Below are 15,708 nucleotides of genomic sequence, written 5' to 3' on the forward strand. Positions count from 1 at the left end.
GCGGCTTTAACCGGCGGCTTAGTCCTGCGAAACGCCGTCAGAGTCTACGCTGAAGTTGCTTCTGCCATCTGGCAGTTTGCGTGACTTGCCTTCATCATCCACGGCCACGTAGGTAAACACGGCCTCGGTGGCGCGATAGCGCTGACCAATAGGCTCAGAAGAAACCTTCTTCACCCACACTTCCACATTGATGGTAATCGAACTGTTACCGGTTCGAATACAGCGTGCGTAACAACATACAACATCACCTACAGCAACGGGCTTCAGAAACGTCATGCCGTCAACACGAACAGTCACCACGCGGCCTTTAGCGATTTCCTTCGCCTGGATCGCGCCGCCCATGTCCATTTGTGACATCAGCCATCCGCCAAAAATATCACCGTTAGCATTGGTATCCGCTGGCATAGCCAGTGTACGCAACACCATTTCACCATTAGGTAAGCTATGTTTTTCGTTCATTGAGTTGCTTCACACTGAATTAATCAAAATTAAGGTCTTTCAAGCAGAAAGACCCATGCAGGAGAATGCTTATTTTTTTTCTTCGTCCGGCATATGCCGGTAAATGTAGACCCCACTCAGCAGGGTAAAGACCAGCGTGAGCACGGTCAGGCCGAACACTTTGAAGTTAACCCATACTTCTTGCGGTAACCAGAAAGCAACGTAAATATTTGCTAATCCGCACAGCAGGAAGAAGATTGCCCAGCTGACGTTCAGCTTGTTCCAGACGTGATCCGGCAGGGTCAGTTCTTTGCCCAGCATGCGCTGAATCAGCGGCTTTTTCAGGATCAGCTGGCTGACCAGCAGTGCGCCGGAGAACAGCACGTAAATCACCGTCACTTTCCATTTAATGAATTCATCATTATGGAAGACCAGCGTCAGGGTGCCGAAAATGGCGACCATGGCGAAGGTGATCAGCGTCATTTTCTCCACTTTACGGTATTTAATCCACGTGAAAATCAGCGCGAGGGCGGTGGCGACAATCAGCGCACCGGACGCGTAATAAATGTCGTAAAGCTTATAAAAAACAAAAAAGACCACCAAGGGAAGAAAATCGAGGAGCTGCTTCATACTTCATTCCATAGCTAATGTAGGGTTTGACTATACCGGAATCATTTCTTCGACAAAAGAAAAGGGCGCCAGAGCACCCTTTTGTCATCGCCGAGATTAGGCACGCAATTTGGAGTACAGACGGAACAAGTAGATCAGCAGGAAAGCTGAGATCAGGTTGCTCAACGTACTTAAGACAATGGTCGCCGCCATGGTTGGCAGGGCGCTCAGATGGCTCACCGCCAGCAGTACCAGCATCTTGGCAGCCAGCCAGAACATAATCGCTGGCAGCACCAGGCGCGCATTGCTAAAGGCCAGCTTGCTGCTGACTTTAATCGACTTAAAGACGCCCATTCTTTCGACGCTGCTAATCACCGGCGACAGCGAAACCGCCACCGCCACCAGCACGCCCGGCACCACGAACAGGGTGATACCCAACTGCACCAGCAGAGTACAAAGTAGCATCAGGCCCAGCAGGCGAGGCAGGATTGGCGCGGAAGCACCAATTGAGCGCAGGGCGCTGGTGCGCATCCCGCTGGACACCATCTGAATCAGCGTCAGCATCCCGCCCACTAACAGCACGTTGCCGACCAGCGCGGAGAAGGTGGCCGCACCGGAGACTTTCAACAGCACCATTTGCTGTTCAGGCGACATGTTCTGAATAAGTTCCTGAAGGCTCATGCCTGCGGTACCGGACAAATCATCGCTGTTAGCACTCAGCAGGCTGAGCTGTTCAGCGCTTGGAGTGAAAATCTGATTCAAAATGACGGTGATCAGCGCGGTCAGTAACGCCAACAGCAGGATGCTGGTGAACTGATTACGCAGGAAATTAAAACTGTCACGGTACAAGGTATTGGCCGCGATAGGCATGAACGCTCCTTGGCAAAATAATCAAAAGACAATCAGGCGGGGATTGTACCCTGTAATGTGAACAGGTGGCACCCCGCCATAGGTTATCTCACTGATTTCTTATCAATCGACGTGATAGCTAACCGGATCCGGCATGATGGCTGCGGCCACCAGTGACAGGGGGATCTCCATCTCCAACGGCGGTAAACCATATTTGGCCCGCGCGCGATCACAGGATTCGTTACCCACGCCGTTCAAACCCGATTGGTCGAACTCACGACAGGGCGTCGGGCGATTGAGGTAAATAGAACAGGACACAGACTGGCCAATCTCACCCTCCAGCGCCACGCAGCGCGGAGATTTACTGTTGGTGCCTTGCATACAACTTAGAAAGGGGGTGACTTGCTCAGTTAAAGCCTGAGGGACCACGCCTCCGGCTTCTTCAGATTCAGCCCAATAAAAGGAAACGCGGAAGTAAGCGCAGCATGCGCCACAGGATACACAGGGATTGTTAATTTCGCTCATCTTGGACGCCACCGACTCCTCACGGCACTGACCCAAAACCAACCTACGAGCAAGCAAATTACTCAGGCCATTTTTTTTAAGCAATAGATATTTATCAAGGTTGAGAGGTGGCAGGTGAAGGGGTTATTTTGATCTAGATCAATTCCTTGTTTTTTAAAGGTTTAGAATGAATTGCGAGGGATGCATTTTCTAAATAAATCATTTAAAGATGTGACCCGACACGGATCAATTCCTAACCCAGAGTAGGTATATTCGTGCAGGTGATAAATCCACATAAAGGGAATGGATATGAAAGCAGCATCTTGGGTTCTTCTCGCGGCGGCAGTTCTGCCGTCAATCGCCAGTGCAAATCAGGCTGGAGATATCATTTTTCGCGTTGGTACCGCAACGGTACGCCCGACCGAAGGGTCAGACAACGTTATGGGTCTGGGATCGTTCAACATTGATAACAATACTCAGATGGGGTTAACGCTGGGATATATGTTTACCGACAACATTGGCGTGGAGTTACTGGGCGCCACGCCTTTCAAGCATAAAGTCGGTTTAAACAGCACTGGCACCATTGCTGAAGTGAAACAGCTGCCGCCTTCATTAATGGCGCAATACTACTTTGGCGACCGTCAGGATAAATTGCGTCCTTATGTCGGTCTGGGCGTCAACTACACCACCTTCTATGATGCTGATTTCAACCAAACCGGGCGCGATGCCGGCTTGTCAGATTTGAGCGTTAAAGACTCGTGGGGCGTGGCGACGCAGGTCGGGATGGATTACAACCTGAATGACAACTGGCTGCTGAACATGTCGGTCTGGTGGATGGACATCGACACTGACATCAAATTCAAAGCAGCAGGGGAAGATCAGTCAATCCATACGCGCATCGACCCTTGGGTATTTATGTTCGCCGCGGGTTATCGTTTCTGATCCATCCGTCTGGTGTGAATATCCAAAAAAAAGAGGCGCTCTCGGCGCCTCTATGATGTTTGACGTTGTGCATCAAAACTTGGGTTATTTCACCCGCGTATCATTTTCAATCGATTTCACACCCGCCACGCCACGCGTCACTTCCACTGCGCGATTCGCCTCGGCCGTTGAGGTCACAAAGCCACTCAACTGTACGCGGCCTTTGAAGGTTTCCACGCTAATTTCACGCGATTTAATGTTTTTGTCGGCCAACAGTGCAGACTTAACTTTGGTGGTCACCACGGTGTCGTCGATATAGCCGCCGGTCCCTTCAGATTTCTGGGTAGGAGCACAGGCCGCAACGGACATCACTACCACCGCTGCCATGCAAAATGCTGACAAAGTCTTGAATAGCTTCATAAAATAACTCTCCATGCTAGGTTTGAAACTCACCATTTATCATTCATAACGCGCACTTCCCGCGCGGTCACTCAAACAGAACGGATCCTGCGGGTAGTATGATTGTGGTGTAAGGTCGCCGGATATACAAACTCATCAAGATAAAAAAAGCACGTTCCGTCTCATTTTACTCATAAAGAAACAAGGCCTTATCTGTGCAAACAGATAAGGCCTTGGGCTTTAAAGCGTGGAAATGACTCAGGCGCGAGTCGCGGCTTTCATCTCACTGGTGAAGCGCGAGAGCTGGGCCAGCATTTCGGACGGCTGGTGGAGATTGTTTTCGATGATGCGCACGGTAGCCGAGCCGGAGATAGCGCCTGCTGCACCTGCGGCCAGCGTCTCTTTGACCTGAGAAGGTTCAGAGATACCGAAGCCTTGCAGTGGCGGAGCCGCGTTATATTCACGCAGCTTATCGACCAAGTGGTTCAATGGCAGCAGGCCGCGTTTCTCAGTACCTGTAACGCCCGCGCGTGACAGCAGGTAGGTGTAGCCACGGCCGTGAGAAGAGATCTCGCGCAGCAGGTCATCTGAAGCGTTCGGCGGGCAGATGTAGATTGGCGCGATGCCGTGGCGCATGGCTGCGGCACGGAATGGCGCTGACTCTTCAAACGGCACGTCGGCGACCAGCACGGAGTCCACGCCCACTTCGGCGCAGCGCTGATAGAAAGTATCAATGCCGTTGTGGAACACCAGATTGGCGTACATCAGCAGGCCAATCGGGATGTCCGGGTGCTTTTCTCGAATGCGTTGCAACATGCCAAAGCACTGGGTTGGCGTAACACCGGCGGCGAAAGCGCGCAGGTTTGCATCCTGAATGGTCGGGCCGTCGGCCAGGGGATCAGAGAAGGGAATACCCAGCTCTAAGGCGTCGGCACCGGCTTCAATCAGCGTATCGATGATAGACAGCGACAGCTCCACGCCCGGATCGCCCAGCGTAACGAAGGGAACGAAAGCGCCTTCTTTTTTGCTTTCCAGACGCTTGAATAATTGTTGATAACGTTCCATTAGATTTCTCCCCGCGCGGACAGGATGTCGTGGACGGTAAAGATGTCTTTATCACCACGGCCAGACAGGTTAACCACCAGAATTTGCTCTTTCTGCGGCGTCTCTTTAATCAGTTTCAGGGCATAAGCCAGTGCGTGAGAGGACTCAAGCGCCGGGATGATGCCTTCGCTGCGCGACAGCGCTTTGAACGCGTCCAGTGCTTCATCATCAGTGATTGAAACATAGTCGGCACGGCCAATGCTGTTCAGGAAGGCGTGCTGCGGGCCGACGGAGGGGAAGTCCAGACCGGCGGAAATCGAGTAAGACTCTTCGATTTGGCCTTCTGAGGTCTGCATCATCGGGGCTTTCATGCCGAAATAGATACCCACGTGGCCGTGTTTCAACGGCGCGCCGTGCTGCCCGGTTTCAATCCCGAGGCCCGCTGGTTCAACGCCAATCAGCTTAACGGTGGTTTCATCGATAAAGTCGGCGAACATGCCGATGGCGTTGGAACCGCCGCCCACGCAGGCAATGACCGCGTCCGGCAGGCGACCTTCGCGCTCAAGCATCTGCGCCTTGGTTTCTTCACCAATCATGCGTTGGAATTCACGCACGATGGTTGGATATGGGTGCGGGCCTGCCGCCGTGCCGAGCATGTAGTGCGCGGTTTCATAGCTTCCAGACCAGTCGCGCAGTGCCTCGTTACACGCATCTTTCAGCGTGGAGGAGCCGCTGTGCACCGGGATCACTTCCGCGCCCATCAAACGCATACGGAACACGTTCGGCGACTGGCGCTCAATGTCTTTGGCACCCATGTAAATGCGGCATTTCAGACCGAGCAGGGCACAGGCCAGTGCCGAAGCCACGCCGTGTTGACCCGCGCCGGTTTCGGCAATGATCTCAGTTTTGCCCATGCGCTTCGCCAGTAGAGCCTGACCCAGCACTTGGTTAGTTTTGTGCGCGCCGCCGTGCAGCAAATCTTCACGCTTGAGGTACAGCTTGGTATTAGTACCGGCGGTCAGATTTTTGCACAACGTCAGGGCCGTCGGACGACCCGCGTAGTTCTTTAGCAGGTCGATAAACTCGGCCTGAAACTCCGGGTCACGCTGGGCGCTGACGAAGGCTTCTTCTAATTGCGTTAGCGCAGGCATCAAAATCTGCGGTACATACATACCACCGAATTCGCCGAAGTAGGGATTTAGTAAAGTCATGTTATTCCATCCTGTCTGTCAATTTTTTCATCGCTAAGGGGAGTTTAATAAGCCCGTAACGTCTGGAATACCGCAGTGATCTTGTCGGCATCTTTGATGCCCGGCTCGCGTTCAACGCCGGAATTAAAATCCAGCCCCGCGCAGCCTAGCTGGGCGGCTTCAACGCAGTTATCTGCGCCTAGCCCACCGGCTAATAAAACGTTGCTCAGGTCTTGCCCGGCCAGCTTGCTCCAGTCAAAACGCTGGCCCGTGCCGCCTTTGCCGTTGTCGAGCACGTAACGGTCAACCTGATTCAGTTCGCGCGCTGGCATGGTCTCTTTGACGCTCAGCGCTTTCCAAATCTGGCAGTCTGCCGGAAGAAGCGGGCGCAGGCTGTCGATGTAGCTTTGATCTTCGCTGCCGTGAAGTTGAACGGCGGCGAGCTGTAAGTTATTAGCGATGTTGGCCACGCTGCCTGGCGCATGATCGCGGAACACGCCGACGTATTTCAGCGGCGCGCCGGCCTGCACGTCGAGGGCTTTATCCAGCGTGACGTAGCGCGGAGAGGCTTCGACGAAGATCAATCCGCCGTAAATGGCTCCCGCCTGATGGGCTACCGAGGCGTCCTGCGGGCGAGTAAGGCCACAGACCTTATTATCGCCTAAGGTGACGCGGCGCACTGCGGCGCTCAGGTCAGGTTCGGACATCAGGGCGCTGCCAATCAGAAAACCATTGGCGAAGCGGCTCAGTTCGCGGATTTGACCATAGGTGTTAATGCCTGATTCGCTGATCACCGTCACGCCGTGCGGCACGCGCGGTGCCAGCTGGCGAGTGCGGTCGAGGTCAATCGACAGGTCGCGCAGGTCACGGTTATTAATGCCCACCACGCGCGCTTTCAGCTGCACGGCGCGGTCTAACTCTTCTTCATTACTGGCTTCGGTCAGAATACCCAGCTTCAGGCTGTGCGCCACGGCGGCCAGCTGGACATACTGTTCGTCGCTGAGCACCGAGAGCATCAGCAAAATGGCATCCGCCTGATAATGGCGAGCCAGATAAATTTGATAAGGGTCGATGATGAAGTCTTTGCACAACACCGGCTGCGTCACGGCGTTGCTCACCAGCGGCAGGAAATCAAAGCTGCCCTGGAAATACTTCTCATCGGTTAACACCGAGATAGCGGAAGCGTGCTCTTTATAGACGCCGGCAATCTCTACCGGGTCAAAGTTCTCGCGAATGGTGCCCTTGGAAGGGGATGCCTTTTTGCACTCAAGGATGAACGCTGTTCGTGCTCCTTGCAGTGCGTCGTAAAAGTTGCGCTCGCTGGGCTTTATCTCGTTTTGAAAACTCGCCAGAGGTTGCTGTTCTTTACGTGCTGCAACCCAAATTGCTTTATCAGCAACAATCTTGTTAAGCACGGTTTCCTTCTGCATGACTTATCCTCTTGCTGCCAGTGCGGTCACGCGCTGATAGGCGGCTCCGCTGCGAATCACTTCTAGCGCCTGTTGCGCATTTTGCTTTAAATCTTCCTGCCCAAACAGGCGCAGTAGCATGGCGACGTTTACCGCCACGGCGGCTTCGTGCGCCGGGTCGCCTTTACCTTGTAGCAAGCGTGCCAGAATGTCACGATTTTCTTCCGGCTCGCCGCCCAGCAGGGCTTCGAGAGGGTAATTGTCCAGACCGAAGTCCTGCGGCGTCAGCTCATAAGTGGTGATTTCGCCATCTTTCAACTCGGCCACTTGCGTCGCGGCGTGGATCGCCACTTCATCCATCCCGGCACCGTGAACCACGGCGGCGCGTTGATAACCCAAGGTGCGCAGGGTTTCAGCTATTGGGCGCACCAGCTCGGGGCTGTAGACGCCAATCAGCGCCAGCGGCGGTCGTGCAGGGTTGATAAGCGGCCCTAGCACGTTGAACAGAGTGCGGGTTTTCAGCGCCTTGCGTACCGGCATCGCGTGGCGAAAACCGGTATGGTACTGCGGCGCGAACAGGAAGCAGATGCCCAAATCGTCCAGCGCGGCGCGGGATTTCTCCGCCGCCATATCTAACTGGATGCCGAAGGCCGCCAGCAGGTCGGAAGAGCCAGAGCGGCTTGACACGCTGCGGTTGCCGTGCTTCGCCACGCGGATGCCACAGGCCGCCGCCACAAAGGCGCTGGCGGTCGAAATATTGATGCTGTTAGTGCCGTCGCCGCCGGTGCCGACGATGTCAGCAAAAGCGTAATCCGGGCGCGGGAAAGGCTCGGCGTGGGCCAGCAACGCCTGAGCTGCTCCGGCGATTTCTGCCGGTTGCTCGCCGCGCACTTTCATACTGATCAGCGCAGCGGCTAGCTGAGCGGGTTCAAGTTCACCATTCACAATGGCGGTAAACAGCTGCTGGCTCTCCTCCTGTGTCATCACCTGGGCGCGATACAGATTTTCGAGGATGCCGGAAATAGTGTGTTTTTGCATGATCGGCTCCTTACCTTACGCCAACGCCCAGGCCAGCGTCTGTTCCAGCAGACGCGCGCCCTGAGAGGTTAAAATTGATTCCGGGTGGAACTGGAAGCCGCAAACGCGATCTTCTTCATGACGCACTGCCATCACCATGTCGCCGTAGCGCGCATTGACCACCAAACCTTCTGGGATCTGGCTGCCGACCAGTGAGTGGTAGCGAGCCACCGGCAGCGGGTTGTTCATCCCGGCGAACATGCCTTCGTTGTCATGAGTGATAGAAGAGGCTTTACCGTGCAGGATCTCGCCAGCCTGACCGACATAGCCGCCGTAGGTTTCGACAATCGCCTGATGCCCCAGACAGATGCCGATAATCGGCAGTTGTCCGCGGAGGCGTTTCAGCAGTTCAGGCATGCAGCCTGCTTCAGACGGCGCGCCCGGACCCGGAGAGAGCATCAGCACCGGTTTTTCTAGCTGGCTGAGTTTCTCGATAATCACCTCAGCAGGGATCTGGTTACGGTAAATCACCACGTTGTGGCCGCTGGAGCGCAGTTGGTCCACCAGGTTGTAGGTGAAGGAATCTACGTTATCAATCAGTAAGATATCGGCCATCTTAGAACACCTCTTTGGCATTGTGGGCAGTGGCGATGGCACGCAGCACGGCGCGGGCTTTATTACGGGTTTCGTCAGCTTCGGCTTGAGGGACGGAGTCCAGCACCACGCCGCCGCCAGCCTGTACGGTGGCAATGCCGTCTTCGACATAGGCCGAGCGGATCACGATGCAGGTATCTAAATCACCCTGCGCCGTGAAGTAGCCCACCGCGCCGCCGTAGCTGCCGCGACGGGTTTTCTCAGAACCGGCGATCAGCTGCATGGCGCGAACTTTTGGTGCGCCGGTCAGGGTGCCCATGTTCATGACGGCCTGATAGGCGTGCAGCACGTCCAAATCGGCGCGCAGGGTGCCGACGACGCGAGACACCAAGTGCATCACGAAGGAGTAACGGTCAACCTTGGTCAAATCCGCCACGTAGCGACTGCCCGGCTCACAGATGCGCGCTAAGTCGTTACGCGCCAGGTCAACCAGCATCAGGTGCTCGGCCAGCTCTTTGTGGTCGGTACGCATTTCCAGCTCGATGCGGCTATCCAAATCGTTATCCAGCGAACCGTCGGCACGGCGACCGCGAGGGCGAGTCCCGGCAATCGGGTAAATTTCAATCTGGCGGTTGGTCGCGTCATATTTCAGCGCGCTCTCCGGCGATGCGCCGAACAGGGTGAAATCGTTGTCTTGCATGAAGAACATGTACGGGCTTGGGTTGTTGTTTTTCAGCGTTTCATAAGCCGCCAGCGGAGCAGGGCAAGGCAGGGAGAAACGGCGTGAAGGCACGACCTGGAAGATTTCCCCGGCGCGAATGCCTTCTTTCATCTTCTCAACCACCGCGCCGAACTCTTCATCGCTCTGATTGATGCTCAGCTGCATGTCAGTCACGTCTTGGTGCGGGATGGCGTGCGGCGGCAATTGCAGCTGATGTTGCAGCTGCTCCAGACGGCCGTGCAGACGCTGTTTTTCATCGCTATCTGGCGTGAACAGGCTGGCTTGCAGGCGGCTGCTGCGGTTCTGGTGATCGAGAACCAGTAAGGTTTCGGACAGGTAGAAGCAGAAGTCCGGGCAACGCTGGTCGGCGCGCAGCTGCGGCAGGTCTTCAAAACCGGCAACCAAGTCGTAAGCGAACAGTCCACCGAGCAGCATGGCTTCGCGCTCCTCGTCCGGCGTTTCCACCAGATCGAGGATGCTGCGCAGAGCGTCGAACACCGAACGTGAACGCAGACGGGCGTCTTCTTCTTGCATCTGGTCGATAGCCGGGAAGGTCAGCTCGCGGCCGTTTGGGCGCACTTCATTCTGCACGTCCTGTGGCAGCGCGGCGTCCATCAGCGGCAGCAGGGACGCGCCGTTCGGGGTCAATGCCTGTACTGAAACTTTGTTGCCAAGGGCGGTAATGCGCAGCGCGCTGTCGATAACCAGCAGGCTTTTCAGATTCTGTTTGCTGCTGATGTCCGCCGATTCGAGCAATAAAGTTGCCGGGCGAGCGCCGCAAAGCTGGTGGAAGATGGCCGTCGGGTCACCACGGTAGCTTCCTTGTACTGTCAGCAGTTCTAAGCGAGGTTTTTGAATTGTCATGATAGTTCCTAAAATTTTTCTACCAAATGGTGAAGAAGACGGCCATAAAAAAGCCCGCGTTCAGCGGGCTTCGGGTATCTGCATGGTCTGTAAACCGAAATGCGTGATCACACCGCCCGCGAAGGGAAGTGGCGCCACCAGCTGAGTACAGAAATCATTAAAATATTCATCATCAGATACCTTGCGTCATATTTCATATATCGGGCATAAAAGGGTTATCACGTTATGCCGTGAACTTGCGTACTAGTAAACTAGTTCGGGAGGCGATAGTCAACCCTCTTTTTACTCTTTCTCTCGGGAATTGCCATTTGGCAGCCAAGCTTTGGCCGCTATCCCCAAGTATCTCGGCTGATTCAGGCCAATAGGGTTAACCGCAAAGGGTTAACGGGTTATGATAACCGTCGCTTTCAGCAACAGGTTTACAACCCTTACCTTATGACTTTACTTGCCACAGAAACGCCAGAGCTCGGTTCCGCCTTCACTCTCTACGATTTGCACAGCCACACCACGGCCTCCGACGGCTATTTAACGCCCGAGGCGCTGGTCAGCCGCGCGGTAGAGATGCGAGTCGGCGTGCTGGCTATTACCGACCACGACACCACTGACGGTCTTGCTCGCGCCGCTCAGGCCATTGCGGCGCAGAATCTGCCGCTGCATCTGGTGAACGGCGTCGAAATCTCGACCCTGTGGGAAAATCACGAAATCCATATTGTGGGTTTGGGCATCGACCCGGCACACCCCGCGATGGTGAATTTACTGGCATTACAAACTTCATTGCGCATCGAACGGGCACAGGAAATGGGCCGCCGCTTAGAGAAAGCCCGCATTGAAGGTGCCTGGGAAGGGGCGCTGCGTTTGGCGCAAAACGGCGCCGTGACCCGCGCCCACTTCGCCCGCTATTTGGTGGAAATCGGTAAGTGCGACACCATCGCGCAGGTGTTCAAAAAGTACCTCGCTAAGGGCAAGACCGGCTACGTTCCGCCACACTGGTGTACAATAGAACAAGCAATTGCCGCAATTCATCAGTCCGGCGGTCAGGCAGTTGTCGCCCATCCCGGGCGCTATGACCTCTCCACCAAATGGTTAAAACGGCTGCTGGCCTATTTTGCCGAGCAGGGTGGAGACGCGATGGAAGTGGCGCAGTGTCAGCAGGGGCCAAATGAACGCACCCAGCTCGCCGCTTTCGCGAGAGACTATAATTTACTGGCATCGCAGGGATCTGATTTCCATCAGCCCTGCTCGTGGATAGAACTGGGACGCAAACTCTGGCTGCCCGCGGGTGTCGAGCCTGTGTGGAAAGACTGGACCCAGACCGCGACCATTACAGAATGAGTTAAGAAGGGAATTATGAGTCAATTTTTCTATATTCACCCCGAGAACCCGCAGCCGCGCTTGATTAACCAAGCAGTGGAAATGCTGCGTAAAGGCTCGGTTATCGTTTACCCAACGGATTCCGGCTATGCGCTGGGCTGCCGTCTGGAAGACAAAAACGCCATGGAGCGTATTTGCCGCATTCGCCAACTCGATGGCAATCACAACTTCACCCTGGTGTGCCGCGACCTGTCCGAGCTGTCGACCTATGCGTATGTCGATAACACGGCATTTCGCCTGATTAAAAACAACACGCCGGGTAACTACACCTTCATCCTCAAGGCGACCAAAGAAGTGCCGCGCCGCCTGATGAGCGAGAAGCGTAAAACCATCGGCCTGCGCGTGCCGTCCAACCCGATTGCACTGGCCTTGCTGGACGTCCTGGGCGAACCGCTGATGTCCACTACGCTGATGCTGCCGGGCAATGACTTCGCCGAATCTGATCCAGAAGACATTAAAGACCGTCTGGAGAAAGTGGTCGATTTGATTATTCACGGCGGTTCGATTGGCCAACAGCCGACCACCGTAGTTGACCTCACCGAGTCCACGCCGGAAGTGGTGCGTGAAGGTGCCGGTGACCCCGCGCCGTTCAGATAATTGCGCGATTCTTGGTTATAATTAAACCAGCCTGCGGGCGGCTAATAGATACAAAAGCACGGTAAATGTGTATAATGGCGGGCTGACTTTTCATAACTCTTTGTTTTTCAATCCTGAGTTATGTTGAGCAATGCTGTTAACGCGATGACGAGACTTTCCTGTTTATCAGGCATTCCGCGACAGCCCGCTGACCGATTTATGGGTTAATACTTTATCCATTAACCCGTTCTCAATAGGTCAGACAAACATTACCGATATATATTCTGGCGGGCAGACAATGGGTCACATTGTGCTGCTGGCTCTCCCCGACGCCTGTGAAGGCGACAAATGAGGTTGCTCAATGAGCGAGAAGTTTAATTCCCAGAAGCCGTCAGGCGACAGATCCAAATCAGGCCGTCCGGCCACCGACAAACCAAAAAACGGCAGAAATTCCGGTGCAGCCAAAGGGCGCCCTGAGTCAACGCGCAGTGATTCACGTGGTAAAAAAGCCGGTGGCGACAAGCCACAGACTGACAAAGCACGTTCAGACCAATCACGCGGCCGTTCACGTTCAGACAACAGTCGTGATGACTCACGCATTGAAAAGCCGCGCAATGAGAAACCGCGCGGTGAAAAATCACGTATCGAAAAAGCGCGTCCGGCTGGCAAAGGCCGTCCAGACAGCGCGCGTGCCGATAAGCCACGTTTTGAAAATTCACGTAACGCAGCCAAGCCAAAGGCTCCTGCGGCGCTGAAAAATGTGGCTGATGAAGTTGAAGACGACGAACCAAAATACGAAAAGCCGAAGAACGCGCTGGACTCCACCGAAGGCCAGAGTGAAAAGCTGCAAAAAATTCTGGCTCGCGCCGGTCACGGTTCACGCCGCGAAGTGGAAGCCATGTTGCAGGCTGGCCGTATCAGCGTTGACGGCAAGATTGCGACTCTGGGCGACCGTGTAGAAATGCACGCGGGCACCAAAATCCGTCTTGATGGCCACGTGCTGTCGATTATCGAGTCTCAGGACACCGTCTGCCGCGTGCTGGCTTACTACAAGCCGGAAGGCGAGTTGTGTACCCGCAGCGACCCGGAAGGCCGTCCAACCGTGTTCGACCGTCTGCCAAAAATGCGTGGTTCACGCTGGGTTGCCGTAGGGCGTCTTGACGTTAACACCTCGGGCCTGCTGTTGTTCACCACCGACGGTGAGCTGGCGAACCGCCTGATGCACCCAAGCCGAGAAGTTGAGCGTGAGTACGCGGTACGCGTCTTTGGCCAGATTGATGATGAAAAAATCAAACAGCTGAGTCGTGGTGTGCAGCTTGAAGATGGCCCGGCGGCATTCCGCACTATCAAGTATCAAGGTGGCGAAGGTCTGAACCAGTGGTACAACGTGACCCTGACCGAAGGCCGCAACCGCGAAGTTCGCCGGTTGTGGGAAGCGGTTGGCGTGCAGGTTAGCCGCCTGATCCGCGTTCGCTATGGCGACCTGACCTTGCCGAAAGGCTTGCCGCGCGGTGGCTATAAAGAGCTGGATCTGCCGGAAACTAACTACCTGCGCACGCTGGTGGAGATGCCGGAAGAGACCGTCAGCAAATTGCCGGTTGAGCGCGATCGTCGCCGTGTGAAAGCTAACCAGATCCGTCGCGCCGTGAAGCGCCACACTCAGGTTGCTCCCGCCCGTCGTAACGGTACGCCGTCAAAACGCAGCTAACGATTAGTTTATAAGTTCGTAGCCAATAAATGAAAAACCGCAGCCATTGACTGCGGTTTTTTTGTTCATAATTCAGCGAGTTAGTTAATAAGAGAAGGGGGAGGCTACCAGTCAATACCCTGCTGGGCCATAATTCCCGCGTCGAAAGCATGCTTCACTGGGCGCAATTCGCTGACGGTATCTGCCAGTTCCAGCAGGTCGCGGTGGCAGCCACGCCCGGTAATAATCACGGTTTGATGCACAGGCCTCGCTTTCAGCGCGTCAATCACTTCCTGTAAGTCGAGATAGCCAAAACTGACCATGTAGGTCAGCTCGTCGAGCACCACTAAGTCCAGAGACTGGTCGGCCAGCATGCGCTTGCCGTGCTGCCAAACGGCCTGACAGGCGAGGGTGTCCGTCTCTTTGTTTTGCGTCTCCCAGGTGAAGCCGGTGGCCATCACCTGAAACTCAACGCCGTGCGGCTCGAGCAGGTTTTTCTCGCCGTTTGGCCATTCGCCCTTGATGAACTGAATCACCGCCGCGCGCTGGCCGTGGCCGACGGCGCGCGTCACCGTGCCAAAGGCGGCAGTGGTTTTGCCTTTGCCGTTGCCAGTGAAGACAATCAGAATGCCGCGCCGCTCCTGTGCGGCTTCAATCCGCGCATCAACCTGCTCTTTAAGCCGCTGTTGGCGCTGCTTGTGGCGATCTTCGCTCATGACATTTATTCCGCAGGACCGGCTTTACGCCCCGGCTGGGCGTCGAAGCTGATGCCAGTTTTACGGCGGCTGTCTTCACCCATCAAATAGAGGTACAGCGGCATAATATCGGCCGGAGTTTTCAGCTTGGCGCTGTTCTCATCCGGGAAGGCAGATGCCCGCATACTGGTGCGCGTTCCGCCCGGATTGATGCAGTTCACCCGCAAGTTGGTCTGTTTGTACTCTTCTGCCAGCACCTGCATCATGCCCTCGGTAGCGAACTTAGACACCGCGTAGGCCCCCCAGCCGCTGCGGCCTTCGCGGCCGACGCTGGAAGAGGTAAACACCAGCGACGAAGACGGCGCTTTCAGCAGCAGAGGCAGCAGTGACTGGGTCAACATGAAGGTGGCATTCACATTCACCTGCATGACGTTGTGCCAGTCTTCGAGCTTAATCTCGGCCATCGGCACGATTTCGCTCAGCAGGCCGGCGTTGTGCAGCACGCCATTAAGATGTGGAACCCACTCAGCGATTTGTTCAGCCACGCGCTGGCAGTCGGCCTGTGAGGCGGTGAGCAGGTCGAGAGTATAAATGTGCGCCGGATGGTAACCGCGCTCGGCGATCTCTTGCTGAACTTTCGCCAATTTGCTTTCGGTGCGGCCAAGGAGAATCAGCTGTGCGCCGAAGCGAGCGTAGGTTAGCGCGGCTTCGCGGCCAATGCCGTCGCCTGCGCCAGTGACCAGAATGATGCGTTGATTGAGCAGATCGGATTTTGGATGGTAATGCACGGGAATTCCTCTTACCTGAGTCAGGACACGGC

The 15,708-nt window shown here is 55.3% G+C and carries 15 protein-coding genes, 1 pseudogene and 1 other annotated feature; of the genes and pseudogenes, 4 read left to right on the forward strand and 12 right to left on the reverse strand.

Annotated elements, in window-relative coordinates:
- Positions 1-18: 18 nt before the first annotated feature.
- The 4 genes from yciA to SBO83_RS03655 all read right to left on the reverse strand — a co-directional run bounded on the left by yciA (position 19) and on the right by SBO83_RS03655 (position 2,421).
- Positions 19-459 (reverse strand): acyl-CoA thioester hydrolase YciA, encoded by a 441-nt coding sequence (gene yciA / locus SBO83_RS03640; protein WP_034791002.1) that lies wholly within the window; start codon positions 457-459, stop codon positions 19-21.
- Between the two features lie 69 nt (positions 460-528).
- The gene (locus SBO83_RS03645; protein WP_100937215.1) at positions 529-1,068 is read right to left on the reverse strand and encodes a septation protein A; all 540 of its coding nucleotides are present in this window, start codon (positions 1,066-1,068) and stop codon (positions 529-531) included.
- A 96-nt stretch (positions 1,069-1,164) separates the two neighbouring features.
- Entirely contained in the window at positions 1,165-1,917 is a 753-nt protein-coding gene (locus tag SBO83_RS03650; protein WP_396130475.1) for a YciC family protein, read from the reverse strand.
- A 102-nt stretch (positions 1,918-2,019) separates the two neighbouring features.
- Complete coding sequence (locus SBO83_RS03655; RefSeq protein WP_396130476.1) at positions 2,020-2,421, reverse strand: YkgJ family cysteine cluster protein; 402 nt, start codon at positions 2,419-2,421, stop codon at positions 2,020-2,022.
- 288 nt (positions 2,422-2,709) lie between these two features.
- Between SBO83_RS03655 and ompW the strand changes: the two genes are divergently transcribed.
- On the forward strand, positions 2,710-3,342 hold the full coding sequence (gene ompW / locus SBO83_RS03660; protein ID WP_353502361.1) for an outer membrane protein OmpW: 633 nt from the start codon (positions 2,710-2,712) through the stop codon (positions 3,340-3,342).
- 84 nt (positions 3,343-3,426) lie between these two features.
- Here the strand turns inward: ompW and SBO83_RS03665 are convergent, their stop codons facing one another.
- The 6 genes and pseudogenes from SBO83_RS03665 to SBO83_RS03690 all read right to left on the reverse strand — a co-directional run bounded on the left by SBO83_RS03665 (position 3,427) and on the right by SBO83_RS03690 (position 10,559).
- Entirely contained in the window at positions 3,427-3,741 is a 315-nt protein-coding gene (locus tag SBO83_RS03665) for a BON domain-containing protein (RefSeq protein ID WP_034790995.1), read from the reverse strand.
- 237 nt (positions 3,742-3,978) lie between these two features.
- Positions 3,979-4,785: a tryptophan synthase subunit alpha gene (gene trpA, locus SBO83_RS03670; protein WP_396130477.1), complete on the reverse strand. Its 807-nt coding sequence runs from the start codon at positions 4,783-4,785 to the stop codon at positions 3,979-3,981.
- Positions 4,785-5,975 carry a tryptophan synthase subunit beta gene (gene trpB, locus SBO83_RS03675; RefSeq protein WP_396130478.1) on the reverse strand — a complete coding sequence of 397 codons (1,191 nt, stop codon included), beginning with the start codon at positions 5,973-5,975 and terminating at the stop codon, positions 4,785-4,787. Before trpB ends, trpA begins: the two co-directional genes overlap by 1 nt.
- A 44-nt stretch (positions 5,976-6,019) precedes the next feature.
- A complete protein-coding gene (gene trpCF, locus SBO83_RS03680) occupies positions 6,020-7,384 on the reverse strand; it encodes a bifunctional indole-3-glycerol-phosphate synthase TrpC/phosphoribosylanthranilate isomerase TrpF (RefSeq protein ID WP_396130479.1) in 1,365 nt (454 codons plus the stop codon).
- A 3-nt stretch (positions 7,385-7,387) separates the two neighbouring features.
- Positions 7,388-8,995, reverse strand: a pseudogene (trpD, locus tag SBO83_RS03685) (bifunctional anthranilate synthase glutamate amidotransferase component TrpG/anthranilate phosphoribosyltransferase TrpD).
- 1 nt (position 8,996) lies between these two features.
- Positions 8,997-10,559: an anthranilate synthase component 1 gene (locus SBO83_RS03690; RefSeq protein WP_396130480.1), complete on the reverse strand. Its 1,563-nt coding sequence runs from the start codon at positions 10,557-10,559 to the stop codon at positions 8,997-8,999.
- A 44-nt stretch (positions 10,560-10,603) separates the two neighbouring features.
- Positions 10,604-10,705: a sequence feature (Trp leader region), on the reverse strand.
- Between the two features lie 289 nt (positions 10,706-10,994).
- Between SBO83_RS03690 and rnm the strand changes: the two genes are divergently transcribed.
- The 3 genes from rnm to rluB all read left to right on the forward strand — a co-directional run bounded on the left by rnm (position 10,995) and on the right by rluB (position 14,214).
- Positions 10,995-11,891 (forward strand): RNase RNM, encoded by an 897-nt coding sequence (gene rnm / locus SBO83_RS03695; protein ID WP_278879370.1) that lies wholly within the window; start codon positions 10,995-10,997, stop codon positions 11,889-11,891.
- Between the two features lie 15 nt (positions 11,892-11,906).
- Positions 11,907-12,527, forward strand: a complete 621-nt coding sequence (locus tag SBO83_RS03700; protein ID WP_353502355.1) for an L-threonylcarbamoyladenylate synthase — start codon at positions 11,907-11,909, stop codon at positions 12,525-12,527.
- 793 nt (positions 12,528-13,320) lie between these two features.
- Positions 13,321-14,214 (forward strand): 23S rRNA pseudouridine(2605) synthase RluB, encoded by an 894-nt coding sequence (gene rluB / locus SBO83_RS03705; RefSeq protein ID WP_396130923.1) that lies wholly within the window; start codon positions 13,321-13,323, stop codon positions 14,212-14,214.
- Between the two features lie 104 nt (positions 14,215-14,318).
- On the opposite strand, the gene cobO is transcribed toward rluB, so the two are convergent.
- On the reverse strand, positions 14,319-14,909 hold the full coding sequence (gene cobO / locus SBO83_RS03710) for a cob(I)yrinic acid a,c-diamide adenosyltransferase (protein ID WP_353502354.1): 591 nt from the start codon (positions 14,907-14,909) through the stop codon (positions 14,319-14,321).
- A 5-nt stretch (positions 14,910-14,914) separates the two neighbouring features.
- Entirely contained in the window at positions 14,915-15,676 is a 762-nt protein-coding gene (locus tag SBO83_RS03715; protein WP_396130481.1) for a YciK family oxidoreductase, read from the reverse strand.
- Positions 15,677-15,708 lie beyond the last annotated feature (32 nt).

Source organism: Ewingella allii (assembly GCF_044430645.1).
GTDB classification, from domain to species: domain Bacteria; phylum Pseudomonadota; class Gammaproteobacteria; order Enterobacterales; family Enterobacteriaceae; genus Ewingella; species Ewingella allii.